A 15,458-nucleotide genomic window follows, 5' to 3' on the forward strand; every position below is an offset into this window, starting at 1 on the left:
ACGTTGGTGAAACGCACCGCAGGGGATGATGTGCGGCTTTACAATCGCCCACCCCGAACGGAACCCCCTCGATGACCCGCACTGCTGCCTGGCTGGCCTGCCTGCTGTTGACGACCGCCCCTGCCTGGGCTGCCGAGGTGACCGTGACCGGCAAGGTCTATCAGGAGCGCGACGGCAAGCCGGGGCGCGGCCCCACCGATCCGGGCCTGGCAGGCGTGCAGGTGTCCAACGGCGAGACCATCGTGCGGACCGCCGCCGACGGAAGCTATGCGTTGCCGGTGCGCGACGGCCAGACGGTCTTCGTGATCAAACCGGATGAATACCGGTTCCCGGCGGCGTCCAACGGCCTGCCGGGTTACTGGCGTCACTACGCGCCACAGGGCTCGCCCAGGCTGAAGTACGACGGCATCGCCGCCACCGGCGCCGGCACCCGCCACTGGGATTTCGCGCTGGAGCCGGTCGAGGACGCCGCCTCGGCCCGCGATGGCTTCGAGATGCTGGTGTTCTCCGACTCGCAGACCGCCAGCCGCCAGGACATCGGGTATTACCAGCGCGCCATCGTCGAGCCGATCGTCGGCAAGCACCCGGCGCGGCTGGGCACCACGCTGGGCGACATCGTCAACGACGACCTGTCGCTGTACCCGGCCATCAACAAGGTCACCGCGCAGCTGCAGGTGCCGTGGTTCCACGTGCCGGGCAACCACGACCTGGACATGGACGCCGGCGACGACCGCCATTCGCTGGACAGCTGGCGCGCGGTGTACGGGCCGGACACCTACGCGGTGGAAGAGGGCGGCGCCAGTTTCGTGTTCCTCGACGACGTGGTCTACGACCCCACCGCGCGGCCGAAGTACATCGGCGGCCTGCGCGCGGACCAGTTCACCTTCCTCGGCAACTACCTCAAGGGCCTGCCGCGCGACCGTCTGGTCGTTCTGGGCATGCACATCCCGCTGTTCGATGCCGAACCGGGCCGCGAGACCTTCCGCCACGCCGACCGCAAGCGCCTGTTCGCGCTGCTCAAGGACTTCCCCAACGTGCTGGTGCTGAGCGGCCACAGCCACACCCAGCGGCACTATTACCACAGCGCCGCCGAGGGCTGGCAGGGCGCCAAGCCCCTGCACGAGTACAACGTCGGTGCGGCCTGCGGTGCGTTCTGGTCGGGGGTCAAAGACAGCAACGGCATCCCCGACGCGACCATGAGCGATGGCACCCCGAACGGCTACGCCGTGCTGTCGGTCAAGCCGGCTGGCGACTATGCCCTGCGCTACTACGTGGCGCGTGCGCCGGATGACTACCAGATCGCACTGCATGCGCCGCGCGTGCTGCGCAAGGGCGCATATCCGGCCTGGGGCGTTTACGCCAATGTGTTCATGGGCCAGGACGACACCCTGGTCGAATACCGCGTCGATGACGGCGCGTGGCAGCCGATGAAGCGCGTGGTGCAGCCGGACCCGCGCCTGCTGGAAGAGAATGTCGCCGACGACACCGCCGAACGTCTGCGCGGCTTCGACCGCTCGCCGGAGGCCACGCCCTCGCCGCACCTGTGGCGCGGGGCGCTGCCTACCGACCTGGCGGCCGGCGCGCACAAAGTCGAGGTGCGCGCGGTGCACGACGATGGCCCCACCGCCACCGCCAGCACCACTTATCGCCTGCAGGTCGCCTCGCCCTGAGCTGGCATACGCCCCTGTACGGCAGGCGCCGCTTTGCAAACCCCGGGCGATCGCCGAAAATCGCCCGGATTGATTCGATCCCAGCCAAGGCCTGCGAGTGAGCGTTGCGGCACCGTTTTCCGGGCATGTCCCGCTCCCTTCCGATTCGTCCCGTGCGACGCCCGGTCCGGCCATGCGCCATGATCCGATCATCGTTGCCGATGTCGGCGGCACGTTCGCACGCCTCGGGCTTGCCGAGGTGCAGGCGGGTCTGCCGCCGCGCCTGAGCGGGCTGCGGCAGTACCGCTGTGCCGATTACGCCAGCCTGGCGGCGATCCTGGCCGACTTCACGCGCGCCGCCCTGCGTCCGGTCGACACCGCCGTCGTGGCGATCGCCGGGCTGCTGGAAGGCGACCACCTGGTCAACACCAACCTGGCCTGGCCTGTATCGGTGGCGGCCACGCGGGCCGAGGCCGGTCTGCGCTCGCTGGCGCTGATCAACGATTTCGAAGCGGTGGCCTACGCCATTCCGCACGTGCAGCCGGACACCCTGGTGGCGCTCAACGGCGAGCCGGTCGTCGCCTCGCCTTGGCCGGCGCTGGTGCTCGGCCCCGGCACCGGGCTGGGTGCGGCACTGCGCTTCCAGGGCGGCGACCAGCCGGTGCTGGCCAGCGAAGCAGGGCACGCCGCGCTCACCGCCGGCAATGCGCTGGAACTGGAGATCCTGCGCCAGATGCAGCAGCGCTGGGCGCATGTGGACCAGGAGCGGATCCTGTCCGGCAGCGGCCTGATGAACCTGTACCCGTGTCTGTGCGGCATCCGCGGCGTGACGCCGCGTTGGCAGACCACCGAAGACCTGATCGCCGCCGCGCAGGCCGGCGACGACGCACTGGCGGTGGAAACGCTGCAGGTGTTCAGCGCGTGGCTGGGCAGTCTGGCCGGTGATCTGGCGATCACCTTCGGCGCGCGTTCGGTGTACCTGGCCGGCGGCATTCCCACCCGCATCGCCACCTTCCTGCATGCCGGTGACTTCCGCGCGCGCTTCCTGTCGAAGGGGGTGATGAGCGGTGTGCTGGCGCAGGTGCCGGTGTGGCGGGTGGACCACGGCGAGCTGGGCATGCTCGGCGCGGCGGTGTGGCACGACGCACGGCGCGGCCGCGCCGTTGCGTGAGGCACTCCCGCCGCGCGGTGCGGCGGGATGACGACAGGCAGTGCAGGGAGGGGTGGGCATGACCGATCGCAGGCAGTTTCTCCAGGCCGGGGCGCTGGCCGCCGGTGGGTTGGTGTTGCCGCACGCAGGCGCGCAGCGCCGCAGTGGCGCGCGGGTGGTGTCCACTTGGGATTTCGGCGTGGGCGCCAACCAGGCGGCATGGACGGTGCTGTCGGCCGGGGGCACCGCGCTGGATGCGGTGGAGGCCGGCGCGCGCTGGGCCGAAAGCGAACTGTGCAACCCCACGGTGGGGCGCTGCGGCAACCCCGACCGCGATGGTGTGCTCAGCCTGGATGCCAGCATCATGGACGGCGACGGCCGCTGTGGCTCGGTAGCTGCCCTGACCGACATCCTGCATCCGGTGTCGGTGGCACGCAAAGTGATGGAAAACACGCCGCACGTGATGCTGGTCGGGCAGGGCGCACAGCAGTTTGCGGTGGAACAGGGCTTCGAGCGCCAGAAGCTGCTCACCCCGGCTGCCGAAAAGGCGTGGCGCGACTGGTTGAAGACCGCACAGTACACGCCCGAGATCAACGTGGAGCGGCGCGGCCGCCCCGGCGACAGCAGCAACCATGACACGCTGGGGATGCTCGCCATCGATGCCCACGGTCGCCTCGCTGGCGCCTGCACCACCAGCGGCATGGCCTGGAAACTGCATGGACGTGTCGGTGACAGCCCGATCATTGGCGCCGGCCTGTACGTGGACAACGAGGTCGGCGGCGCCACGGCGTCGGGCGTCGGCGAGGAGATGATGCGCAATGCCGCCTCGTTCCTGGTGGTGGAGCTCATGCGCCAGGGCCGGTCGCCGGCACAGGCGTGCCGCGAAGCGATCGCACGGCTGGTGCGCAAGCGCCCGGAGGCCAGCAGGACCCTGCAGGTATGTTTCCTGGCGATGGACCGGCATGGGGAGGTCGGCGCGTACGCGCTGCACCGGGGCTTCGTCTACGCGGTGTGCGACAAGGACCGCCAGGATGACCTGCGCGACTCGGCGTCGGTCTATACCAGCGAGCAGCGCTGAGCATGGCGCGCCGGCTGCTGGAGATCGCCTCCAACTCGGTTGCGTCGGCGCTCGCCGCGCAGCAGGGTGGCGCGGACAGGATCGAGCTGTTCGACAATCTTGCCGAAGGCGGCACCACGCCGTCGCACGGCAGCATCGCGGTGGCGCGCGAGCAGCTGCGCATTCCGCTGTTCGTGCTGATCCGGCCGCGTCCCGGCGACTTCCACTACGGCGCGCTTGACGCGGAGATCATGCTGCGCGATATCGCCTATTGCCGTGCACTGGGCTGCGATGGTGTGGTGATCGGCGCGCTGGATGCCGAGGGTGACATCGACGAGGCGCTGTGCCGCGCGCTGGTGCAGGCCGCCGGCCCGCTCCAGGTGACTTTCCATCGCGCGTTCGATGCCGCGCGCGATCTGCCCCGCGCGTTGGAGCAGGTCATCGCACTGGGCTGCCAGCGGGTGCTGACGTCCGGCGGCCAGGCCAACGCGGAGACAGGGGCCGCGGTGCTGGCCGCACTGGTCGCGCAGGCGAACGGACGCATCGGCGTGATGGCCGGGGCAGGGCTCAACGCCGGCAACATTGCCGCCGTTGCCGCCCGCAGCGGCTGTACGGAACTGCATGCGTCCGCCAAGGCCGTGCAACGCTCGGCCATGCGCCACCACAACCCGGCGCTGACCGGGCTGTCGCCGGACTGGATCGCCACCGATGCCGCGGAAGTGGCGGCGCTGCGCGCCGCGCTGGACGCACGCGCAGGGTAGACCCGCGCGGAGACATCGGCCCGCTGCGACAACAAAAACGGCAGCCGCCTGTACCAGCGCGGCTGCCGTGGAGGAACAACCCCCGCCCGAAGGCGGGGGGAGACACTCAGAACTTCCAGGTCATGCCGAGGTAGAGCTGGCGACCGGAGTACAGGTTGGACAGCAGGCGCGCCTTGCTGTCGTTGCCGAGATAGACGCGCTGCTCGGACTTGGTGGCGTTGAGCACCGATGCGCTCAGGATCAGGGCGTCGGTGATGTTGTAGGCCGCGTTGAGGTCCAGCTGGTCATACGGTTCGGAGTACTGGGTGAGACCGTTGTTCAGACCGCCCACCACTTCGCCACGGCGGTTGAACGAGGCGCGCGCCAGGAACTTCTCGTTCTCGTAGAACACCGTGACGTTGGCCTGGTTCTTGGCGCTGCCGACCAGCGGCGAGGAACCGATGCGTTCGCCATCGAGCACCACGGCGGCCAGGTTGGTGTCGTTGTAGGTGTAGTTGGCCTGGATGCCCAGGCCGATATCGAACGTGTACTGGCCGTACAGTTCAACGCCCTGCGACACGCCATCCTGGCCGTTGGCCTGGGTGGAGTACTTCTGCACCGTCACCGACTGGCCACCGACGTTCATCTGCTGGTCGCGCACCACCGGCACGGTGAAGTTGCTGATGTCCTTGCGGAACAGCGCCACACCGGCCACCGAACCCGGGCGGAAGTACCACTCCAGACCGAGGTCGTACTGGGTGGCCTCGAACGGCTGCAGATTCTTGTTGCTGCCAGAGCCGTACCAGCCGGGAGTGTCGGTGCCGCCGGCGACGCGGCGATCGTTGCTGTACTCCTCGCTGACATAGCTCAGACCGCCCGGGTAGGCGATGCTGGTGTAGCCGGGGCGGGCGATGACCTTGGACGCGGCGCCGCGCAGCACCAGGCTGTCGGTGATGTCCCAGGCGATGTTGAAGCTCGGCAGGAAGTCGGTGTAGGTCTTCTCCATCGAGCTGAGCGCATAGGTTTTCTCACGCGCCAGGTTGTCGGGCAGGCGCACGAAACCGCTCTGGCAGACATAGCCGGTATTGGAGGCGATCAGCGGTGCCGCCGCCGGATCGTTGCAGCCCATCGGCGTGCCGGCGGCGTTGTCCTGGAAGTAGTCGTTGAACTTCTCCACCGAGTCGCTGGATTCGGCGAACTGGCGGGTACGCACCACACGCACGCCCACGTTGCCGCGGACCCGTTCGGTGCGGAAGTTGGCCTGGAAGTAGCCCGAGTAGATCTTCTCGTCGACGTTGTAGACGAAATCCTCTTCCTTGCGATTGTGCGAGCCACCGTAGGTCTGGTTGAGGTAGTTGATGTACGCCGGATAGTTGATGCCCGGGAACACGTTGGCGTTGAAACCGCCGGCGATGTTGTTGATCGGGTTGGACAGGAAGAAACCGGGCTGGGCGACACCGGCCGAGGCATCGCAGCCGGACTGGTAGCGGTTCTGGTCGTAGAACGCCGGATCGGGATCCTTGCCCTGGCACACCCAGTAGGTGTTGCCGGTGTTGCGATGGACCGAGCCGTCACGGTACTTGGTGCCGAACTGGATCGAATCCAGCCAGCCGCTTTCAAACAGCTTGGTGACATCGGCCTGGAAGTAGTTCTGCTTGATGTCGGTCTGCGTCCACGACGAATCGGTCGAGCCGGTGTCGACTTCGGCGATGCCGGCCATCAACTGTTCCTGCAGGTCCGGCGAGAACGTCGCGCTCGGCGTGCCGGTCAGGTCCCAGGCGCTGTAGCTGTTGCCGGACTGCCACACGCCATTGACCTGGCGGCGTGGCTTGGCCGCCATGCGGAACTTCATCGACGGGCCGCCTTCGGACCAGGTCCGGCCGCCGGTGAACGAGGCCTTCCACAGCGGGCTGATGTCCCAGTCGATGGACAGATCGGCGGTCTGCGACAGCGCCTTCTCACGGCTGTAGTCGCCGGTCAGCTGCGGGGTGGGGATGGTGCAGTCGTCCGGACCCCAGCCACCCGGCGCGAGGCCTGCGGCCGCAGCCTGTTCCTCGCTGCAGTAATAGGTCTTGCCGGCCAGCTTCTCGTACTGCGCGCCGGTCACGATGCTGCCGCTGGGATCGAAGGTGAGCCCGTCCAGCATGCGGCCGCCGGCCCAGTTGCCGTCGCCGTTGTAGCGCGCCAGATTCCATTCGGGAATCTTCAGCATGTTCTGGGTGTAGTTGCCTTCCAGCTCGAAGCGGAAGTAATTGGCGGTCAGCGTCAGGTTGTCGAGCGGCTTGAACTGGAAGGTGAACTGGCCACCCTTGCGCTCGCGCTCTTCTTCCTTCACGGCGAAGTTCACCGAGGTCGGCATGAAGAATTCGCTGTAGTTGCGGCCGCTCTGGTCATTGAAGCCGGACCGGCCCCACCAGTAATGGATGCCGTCCTGTTCCAGCACGTTGCCGTTGGCGTCGCGCGCATCGGTGTTGTTGCCGTACCACTGGAAGTCCTCGGTGCTGGCTTCCATCGTGCGGCTGGTGCGCTTCTGCTGGGTCACCCCGACCAGCACGCCGAAACGCTCGTCCTTGCTGTGCCAGGAATACAGCGCCGACAGCTGCGGATCGATGTCGTGGCTGGTGTCGGAGGTGGTGCCCTCGACGGTGACGTAGCCCGAGTTGGCTTCCATGTCGAGCGGACGGCGGGTATGCAGGATCACCGTGCCGCCGATGCCGCCTTCGTCGATGCGCGCTTCCGGCGACTTGAACAGCTCGGCGCTGGACAGCATGTTCGACGGCAGCAGGGTGTAGTTGAACGAGCGCGTGGCTTCGTTGTTGGTTTCCGAGGTGGCGACGTAGTTGCCGTTCAACTGCGTGAGGGTGAGATCGGGCGCCAGGCCGCGCACGCTGACCGTCTTGCCTTCGCCGCCATCGCGGGTGATGACCACGCCCGGCACGCGCTGCAGCGCGTCGGCCACGTTCTTGTCGGGGAACTTGCCCACGTCCTCGGCGGTGATCACCTCGACCACGGCATTGGCATCGCGCTTCTGCTGCAGGCTCTTTTCGATGGCGTAGCGGTAGCCGGTGACGGTCACGCTGTCGAGCGTGGTGGCGTCCGGTGACGGGGTCGTGCCGGCCTGTTGCGCGAAGGCGCCGGCCGGGGCCAGCGCGGCGGCGAACAGCGCGGCGGTGATGGCTGCCGACAGCGTGTCGCGGTTGCGCATGCGGGACATCTTGTTCATTCCACTCTCTCCCTCTCCTGGATTGAAACGGTGGCGATACGTGATTGAATCGATCTAATTCTGGAGGTCGCTGTTGCCAGCAACGAACGACGGTGCGTCCCGCATGCAACGTGAGGCAGGTCCCCCCACCTACCTGTCCGTCAATCGTGACCGTTCGGAGTTGGATCGATCTAAACGATTGGCGGGGGATTTTTAGCACGGCCCGGGAGGCGAAGCATGCTGCTGCGCAATATGACCGCGGTATGTCGGCAACGACCGGTTTTCGCTGTGGAGGTGAAAACGTTTTCTTGCGCAGGCGCCATACCAGGCGGTCGTTCCAGGCGCAGCCGGCAGCCAGGCCGCCGCCACAGACGACATCCATGTTGCGCCGCAGAATGCATCCGTCGAAATCCCCGTGCTTTACTTGAATCGATCTAAATTCACTGCTGCGTGGATTTGGACGCGCGCCAACAGGGGGATGGCCGGCCAGCAATGGCGGGGCTTTCACCCGTCCAGTCGCCTGGTTCCCGGCATCGGCCGGGCCACCGGTCGCCCGCATCGACATCGACCCACAGGAACCCCGCATGCGCCGAACGTCTGTCCTCGCCGTCACCTCTCTGCTTGCCCTGGCCTGCGCGCCCCTGCTGCAGGCGGCCGCCCCGGCCGCGCTGGAGCGCGAGGTCAACACCTTCATCGGCAGCAAGGATGACGGCAATACGTTCCCGGGGGCCTCGGCGCCGTTCGGCCTGATCCAGGTCAGCCCGATCGGGGAGCACTACGCGGGCTGGCGTTACGACGACCCGAAGATCCGCGGGTTCGGGCATTCCTTCCTGTCCGGTGCCGGCTGCTGGGAGCAGGGGGGCCAGGTGTCCGTCCTGCCGGTCACCGGCAGCATCGGTCCTGGCGGCGATTTCGACACCGCCACCGCCAAGAGCTTCGATCACAAAGCCTACGCAGCCTCCTACACCCATGAGGGCGAGGTCGGCCAGGCCGGCTACTACAAGGTGCGCCTGACCAGCTACGGCGGCATCGATGCCGAGGCCACCGCGCGCACCCGGGCCGCAGCCGAACGCTACACGTTCGCCGCCGGTGCGGAAAACGGCCACGTGCTGGTCAACGTCGGCCAGGCCAACGAACGCCATTCGGTGATCGGCAGCGTCATCGATGTAGTGGGCGACCGTGCGGTGGAAGGCAAGCTGGTCACCCGCAGCTTCTGCGGCGGCCATCAGTACACCACCTGGTTCCGCATCGAGTTCGACCGCCCGTTCAAGGCCTTCGGCACCTGGGGCGAGGGCGGCGGGCTGCCCGGTGCGCGCCACGGCATGGAAGGCGAACTCAAGCCCAGCGGCGCGTGGCTGAGCTTCGACCTGTCGCAGGGACGAGCGGTCACGGCGGTCAGCGCGATCTCGCACGTGGATGCCGAGGGTGCGCGCGCCAACCTGCGCAGCGACGGCATGGAAAAGGGCCGCCTGCTGGGCTTCGACCGGATGCGCGAGCTGGCGCAGACACGGTGGCGCGACGAACTGCGCAGCGTGCGCGTGCAGGGCGGGAACGGTGACGACCGCACCGTGTTCTACACCGCGCTCTACCACGCCCTGCTGCAGCCGCTGACCGGCAGCGATGCCGACGGCCGCTACCGTGGTTACGACGATGCCATCCACCGCGCCGACGGCTGGACCTACTACGAGTACTTCTCGCTGTGGGATACCTATCGTGCGCAGAACCAGTGGCTGGCACTGACCCGTCCGCAGGTCGCCCGCGACATCGGCCGCAGCCTGCTGGCCATCGATGCGCAGGGCGGCTGGCTGCCGCGCTGGGGCTACGCCAACTTCGAAACCAACATCATGACCGGCGATCCGGTGACGCCTTTCATGGTGGATCTGTGGCGCTTCGGCGCGCTCGACGGGCGTGAGGCCGAGGCGTACACGGCGTTGCGGAAGAACGCGTTCAGCACGCCGCCGATCAACTCGCGTCACGCCGGCCGGTCCGGCAATCCCAGCTATCTTGCCAATGGCTTCGTGCAGTACGACCGTGCGTTCCCCTCCAAGGGCATGGATGTGGATCCGCATCATGGCGGCTCGGCCACACTGGAGTACGCACTGGCCGACTGCGCGCTGGCACAGATGGCCGACGGCCTCGGCCACGCCGACGACGCCGGTGTGCTGCGCACGCGTGGCCGCAACTGGAACAAGGTATGGGACCCGGACGTGCGCGACGAAGGCGGCTTCAGCGGCTTCCCGCGGCCGCGCATGGAGGACGGCAAGTGGTACGTGCCGGCCGATGGCCGCTACAGCCCGCGTTCGCACCACGGGTTCCATGAAGGCACGGCGTGGCAGTACCAGTGGCTGGCCCAGCAGGACATCCCGGGCCTGGTGCAGGCGATGGACGGTCGCGCCGAGGCCGCACGCCGGCTGGATGCCTTCTTCGCCTACGACGCACTGCGCCAGGCCCCGTTGACGGCCGCGCGCAAAGAATGGGTGGTGGGGCCGTACAGCTACTACAACCAGTTCCGCTACAACCCCAACAACGAACCGGATCTGCATGCGCCGTGGATGTACACGCTGATCGGCCAGCCGTGGAAAACCGCCACGGTGGTGCGCGCCGCGCAGCAGCTGTTCACCAACGCGCCCAATGGCGTCACCGGCAACGATGACCTTGGCACGATGTCGGCGTGGTACCTGTTCAGCGCCTTGGGGCTGTACCCGGCGGTGCCGGGCAGCGGTCAGTTCCTGCTGCACACCCCGCGCTTTGCCCAGGTCGATGTCGATCTCGGCCAGGGCCGCACCCTGACCGTGAAGGCGCCGGGTGCCGATGGCCGCACGCTCCAGTACGTGCAGGGCGTGCAGGTGGATGGTCGCGCGCATGCGCCGGTGTGGCTGGACTGGGCGCGCCTGCAGCAGGGGGGGCGCATCGATGTGGCGCTGGCAACGCAGGCGCCGGAAAGCGGGTGGGGCACGCAGGTGGCCGACCTGCCGGTGTCGTACTGCGCCACCCCGGGTGCGGCGCTCGAATGAGGGCTGCTGCAATCGTTTAGGCTTGCACGATGCCAAGGAACCCCAGCACACGATGAATGACAAAGCTTCCCCTGCCGGCAAGGGCACGCGCGCGGTGACAGTGACCGACATCGCCGAGGCGATCGGCGTGTCGCGCGCCACCGTCTCGCTGGTGCTGCGCGGCAGCCCGCTGGTGAACGTGGATACGCGAGCGCGGGTCGAGGCCGAACTGCGCCGGCAGCGCTATGTCTACAACCGGGGGGCGGCCAACCTGCGCCGGCGCACCTCGTCCAGCATCGCACTGGTGATCAACGACCTGTCCAACCCGTTCTTCGCCGAGTTCGCCTCCGGCGTCGACGAAGCGCTCGGCGGCAAGGGTTTCGTGACGTTGCTGGGCAGCACCGGCGAGTCCCCGGAGCGTCAGCAGGCGGTACTGACCACGCTGATGGAACACATGCCGGCCGGACTGATCCTGTCGCCGGCCGAAGGCAGCGATGCCGCCCAGCTGCGCCAGGTGCTCGGACATGCCAACGTGCTGCTGTTCAATCGCGAGCTGCCCGGGGCGACCTGGGACTTCCTGACCCTGGACAACCAGCAGGGTGCGTACCTGGCCACGCGCCATCTGATCGAGCGCGGCCACCGCCGCATCGCGTTCTTTGGCGGTCACGCGGTGTCCAGTTCGTGCCACCAGCGCCGCACCGGTTATGCCCAGGCAATGCACGAGGCCGGACTGGAGACGCAGCCGGACTGGTTGATTGAAACCTCCCCGAGCCGCCTGGACGCGGCGGCCCGTAGCGGCGAGCTGTTTGCCGCTGCGACGGTGCCCACCGCGGCGGTCTGCTACAACGACAGCGTCGCGCTGGGACTGATGCTGGGCCTGGCGTCGCGTGGCGTGCACCCGGGTCGCGATTTTGCGGTCACCGGTTTCGACGATATTTCCGAAGCAGCAGTGGCCATGCCGCCGCTCACCACGCTGACCGTCGATCCGCGCGCGCGCGGGCGTCAGGCGGCGGAACTGCTGCTGCAGCGTCTGGACAACCCCGACGCCGCACCCCAGCGCACCGTTGCACCCGTCCAGCTGCGCGTCCGCGACAGCAGCGGCCCTTCCTTTGCCTGATGACCTCCCTTGTCACCTGCCCGCGCACTGAGGCGCGTACCTGAATGCCCATTTCGCCAACGCCCCGACTGCCTGCCTCATCCGCCGCCGCACCCGTGGTCAACACGCGCGTCGCGCTTGCGGTGGCGACCACGATCTTCTTCATGTGGGGCTTCCTGACCTGCCTCAACGACATCCTGATCCCGCATCTGAAGGCGGTGTTCGAACTGAACTACGCCCGCGCGATGCTGGTGCAGTTCACCTTCTTCGGTGCGTACTTCCTGATGTCGCTGCCGGCCGGCCGGCTGGTGGCGCACCTGGGTTACAAAAAGGGCATCGTGGCCGGCCTGGCGATCGCCGGGGTCGGCGCGCTCGGCTTCTGGCCCGCGGCCGAACTGCGCGTGTATGAGGCCTTCCTCGGCGCGCTGTTCGTGCTCGCCACCGGCATCACTGTGCTGCAGGTGGCGGCCAACCCGTACGTCGCGCTGCTGGGGCCGGAACAGACCGCGTCGAGCCGGCTGACCCTGGCCCAGGCGCTGAACTCGTTGGGCACGGCGATCGCGCCGATCTTCGGCGGCCTGCTGATCCTGGGCAACACGGTCAAGAGTGCCGAGGAGATCAAGGCGCTGCCGGGTGCCGAGCAGATCGCCTACCGGGTGCAGGAAGCGCAGTCCGTTCAGGGCCCGTACGTCGGCCTGGCCGTGGCGCTGTTCCTGCTGGCGGTATTCGTCTATCTGTTCCGCCTGCCGGCGCTGACCGAAACTACCGAGCAGGCCGATACCGGCAAGCACACTCTGCTGGACGCGCTGCGCCATCGCCATGTGCTGTTCGGCGTGCTGGCCATCTTCTTTTACGTGGGCGCGGAAGTGTCGATCGGCAGCTTCCTGGTCAACTACCTGTCGCTGCCCAACATCGGTGGCTTCACCGAGAAGGAAGCCACCCACTATGTGTCGGCGTACTGGACGCTGGCAATGATCGGTCGTTTCGCCGGCTCGGCGATCATGACCCGGTTCTCGCCGCGCGTGCTGCTGACCCTGTTTGCAGGGATCAACGTGGCGCTGCTGGCGGCGACCCTGCTGAGCCAGGGACAGGTCGCGCTGTACTCGATCGTGGCGGTGGGCCTGTTCAACTCGATCATGTTCCCGACCATCTTCGCGCTGAGCATCGAACGCCTGGGCACCCTGACCAACAAGGCCTCCAGCCTGTTGATCATGGCCATCGTCGGCGGCGCAGTGGTGCCGTACCTGCAGGGCCTGCTGGCCGACCAGATCGGCCTGCATGAGTCGTTCATCCTGCCGCTGCTGTGCTACGGCTACATCATTTTCTACGGTCTGTCGGGCTCGCGCCCGGCGGTCGGATTCCGCCAGGGAGCGTGAGGGCACGATGTCCAAGATTGTTTGTTTCGGCGAGATTTTGATCGATCTACTCGCCCAGCCACCGGCCTCGCCGGATACCCCGCGCGCCTTCCTGCAGTACGCCGGCGGCGCTCCGGCCAACGTCGCCGTGGCTGCCGCGCGGCTGGGTGCCGACACGCACTTCGCCGGCATGCTGGGGCAGGACATGTTCGGCGACTTCCTCGCCGAGAGCCTGGCCGATGCCGGTGTGGCCACCGACTGCATCGTGCGCACCGACGCGGCGAAGACCGCGCTGGCGTTCGTGGCGCTGGATGCCAGTGGCGAGCGGAGCTTCAGCTTCTACCGCCCGCCTGCGGCGGATCTGCTGTTCCGCAGTGCGCACTTCCATCCCAACTGCTTTGACGGCACGCGCAGCTTCCACGTGTGTTCCAACAGCCTGACCGAAGCCGACATCGCCGAGACCACGCTGGAGGGCATGCGCCGTGCGCGCACAGCCGGGGCGATGGTCAGCGTCGACCTGAACCTGCGCCCGGCCCTGTGGCCGGCCGGCGTGGATCCGCTGCCGCGCCTGTGGGAAGCCCTGCTGCTGGCCGACCTGGTCAAGCTCTCGCGCGAGGAACTGGATTATCTGGCCGCAGCGCAGGCCGGCGACGGCGAGGCGGTGGTACAGCGCCTGCTGGCCGCACAGGCGCAGGCCGTGGTGATCACCGACGGTGCCGCCCCGATCCGCTGGTTCACCCGCCGTTCGCAGGGTGTACTCACCGGCTTCCGCGTGCAGACGGTCGATTCCACGGCCGCCGGCGACGCGTTCGTCGGCGGGCTGCTGTTTGGCATCGGTGAGCGCGGGGGGGATGGCAGCGCATTCGCCGCGTTCTGCCAGGACCCGGCCGCGCTCGTGGATGCGATCCGCTTCGCCGCCGCCGTGGGCGCGCTCGCGGTGACCCGCAAGGGCGCGTTCGCGGCCATGCCCACTCTAGATGAAGTCCAGCAACTGCTGCAGCAACAACAGGATGACGCCGCATGACCACGCCGGTTCCGCCGCAACCCGATTTCCGCTCGCCTGACTTCCTGCGTGCCCACATCGCGCAGAGCATGGCGTTCTACCGGCCCAACGAGATCGACCCGACGGGCGGGTTCTTCCACTACTTCCGTGACGACGGCAGCGTGTACGACGCCAGCCACCGTCACCTGGTCAGCAGCACGCGCTTCGTGTTCAACCATGCGATGGCGTACCGCGAGTTCGGCAACCCCGACGACCTCAAGGCGGTCGAGCATGGCATCCGCTTCCTGCGCGAGGTGCATCGCAACCCCGTCACGGGCGGCTATGCCTGGACCCTGCGCGATGGTGTCGTCGAGGATGCCACCAACCACTGCTACGGCGTGGCCTTCGTGCTGCTGGCCTACAGCTGCGCGCTGAAGGCGGGCATCGGCGAGGCGCGCGCCTGGATGGACGAAACCTGGACGCTGCTCGAAAGCCGTTTCTGGGAGCCTGGGTTCGGTCTGTACAAGGATGAGGCCGATGCGGACTGGACCTTCAGCGACTACCGTGGCCAGAACGCCAACATGCACATGTGCGAGGCGATGCTGGCCGCGTTCGAGGCGAGCGGCGAGCAGCGCTATCTCGGCCGCGCGCTGCTGCTGGCCGACCACATGACGCGCCGTCAGGCCGCGCAGGCCGACGGCCTGGTCTGGGAACACTACGACCGGCAGTGGCGGATCGACTGGGACTACAACCGAGACAATCCCAGGCACCTGTTCCGCCCGTGGGGCTTCCAGCCCGGCCACCAGACCGAATGGGCAAAACTGCTGCTGATCCTGGGTCGGCACGTGCAGGCCGATTGGCTGGTGCCGACCGCGCGCCACCTGTTCGACACCGCCGTGGCCCGTTCCTGGGACGACGAGCGCGGCGGCCTGTACTACGGTTTCGCACCGGATGGCAGCGTCTGCGACGACGACAAGTATTTCTGGGTGCAGGCCGAGTCGCTGGCCACCGCCGCCCTGCTGGCCGCGCGTACCGGCGATGACGCCTACTGGGCGTGGTACGACCGGCTGTGGGCCTATGCATGGTCACATATGATCGACCATCGCTACGGCGCCTGGTACCGCATTCTGGATGCGGACAACCGCAAGTACAGCGACGAGAAGAGCCCGGCCGGCAAGACCGACTACCACACGATGGGCGCCTGCTACGAAGTGCTCAACGTGGTGCGTTGACA

10 protein-coding genes are annotated in these 15,458 nt (G+C 67.6%); 9 read left to right on the forward strand and 1 reads right to left on the reverse strand.

Annotation, left to right across the window (positions count from 1 at the left end; genetic code table 11):
• The first annotated feature begins 71 nt into the window (after positions 1-71).
• The 4 genes from ACPEH1_RS11600 (at position 72) to ACPEH1_RS11615 (ending at position 4,617) form a co-directional block, all read left to right on the forward strand.
• The gene (locus tag ACPEH1_RS11600; RefSeq protein ID WP_423715812.1) at positions 72-1,670 is read left to right on the forward strand and encodes a calcineurin-like phosphoesterase C-terminal domain-containing protein; all 1,599 of its coding nucleotides are present in this window, start codon (positions 72-74) and stop codon (positions 1,668-1,670) included.
• A 172-nt stretch (positions 1,671-1,842) separates the two neighbouring features.
• Positions 1,843-2,820, forward strand: coding sequence for a glucokinase (locus ACPEH1_RS11605; RefSeq protein WP_017356268.1), 978 nt, complete (start codon positions 1,843-1,845; stop codon positions 2,818-2,820).
• 58 nt (positions 2,821-2,878) lie between these two features.
• Entirely contained in the window at positions 2,879-3,877 is a 999-nt protein-coding gene (locus ACPEH1_RS11610; protein ID WP_017356269.1) for a N(4)-(beta-N-acetylglucosaminyl)-L-asparaginase, read from the forward strand.
• A gap of 2 nt (positions 3,878-3,879) precedes the next feature.
• Positions 3,880-4,617 carry a copper homeostasis protein CutC gene (locus ACPEH1_RS11615; RefSeq protein WP_423715813.1) on the forward strand — a complete coding sequence of 246 codons (738 nt, stop codon included), beginning with the start codon at positions 3,880-3,882 and terminating at the stop codon, positions 4,615-4,617.
• A gap of 106 nt (positions 4,618-4,723) precedes the next feature.
• On the opposite strand, the gene ACPEH1_RS11620 is transcribed toward ACPEH1_RS11615, so the two are convergent.
• Complete coding sequence (locus tag ACPEH1_RS11620) at positions 4,724-7,819, reverse strand: TonB-dependent receptor (RefSeq protein ID WP_017356271.1); 3,096 nt, start codon at positions 7,817-7,819, stop codon at positions 4,724-4,726.
• A 563-nt stretch (positions 7,820-8,382) separates the two neighbouring features.
• Here ACPEH1_RS11620 and ACPEH1_RS11625 point away from each other — a divergent pair.
• The 5 genes from ACPEH1_RS11625 to ACPEH1_RS11645 are packed head-to-tail and all read left to right on the forward strand — an operon-like array spanning position 8,383 to position 15,456.
• On the forward strand, positions 8,383-10,812 hold the full coding sequence (locus ACPEH1_RS11625; protein WP_017356272.1) for a GH92 family glycosyl hydrolase: 2,430 nt from the start codon (positions 8,383-8,385) through the stop codon (positions 10,810-10,812).
• 52 nt (positions 10,813-10,864) lie between these two features.
• Positions 10,865-11,908: a LacI family DNA-binding transcriptional regulator gene (locus ACPEH1_RS11630; protein ID WP_026070801.1), complete on the forward strand. Its 1,044-nt coding sequence runs from the start codon at positions 10,865-10,867 to the stop codon at positions 11,906-11,908.
• Between the two features lie 44 nt (positions 11,909-11,952).
• The gene (gene fucP / locus ACPEH1_RS11635) at positions 11,953-13,263 is read left to right on the forward strand and encodes an L-fucose:H+ symporter permease (RefSeq protein WP_017356274.1); all 1,311 of its coding nucleotides are present in this window, start codon (positions 11,953-11,955) and stop codon (positions 13,261-13,263) included.
• Positions 13,264-13,270: 7 nt separating this feature from the next.
• Complete coding sequence (locus ACPEH1_RS11640) at positions 13,271-14,266, forward strand: carbohydrate kinase family protein (RefSeq protein WP_136003974.1); 996 nt, start codon at positions 13,271-13,273, stop codon at positions 14,264-14,266.
• A complete protein-coding gene (locus ACPEH1_RS11645; RefSeq protein ID WP_423715814.1) occupies positions 14,263-15,456 on the forward strand; it encodes an AGE family epimerase/isomerase in 1,194 nt (397 codons plus the stop codon). The genes ACPEH1_RS11640 and ACPEH1_RS11645 overlap by 4 nt, the downstream gene beginning before the upstream one ends.
• Positions 15,457-15,458: the final 2 nt, after the last annotated feature.

Origin of the sequence: Stenotrophomonas sp. NPDC077421, assembly GCF_049545505.1 — a bacterium.
GTDB lineage: Bacteria > Pseudomonadota > Gammaproteobacteria > Xanthomonadales > Xanthomonadaceae > Stenotrophomonas > Stenotrophomonas nematodicola.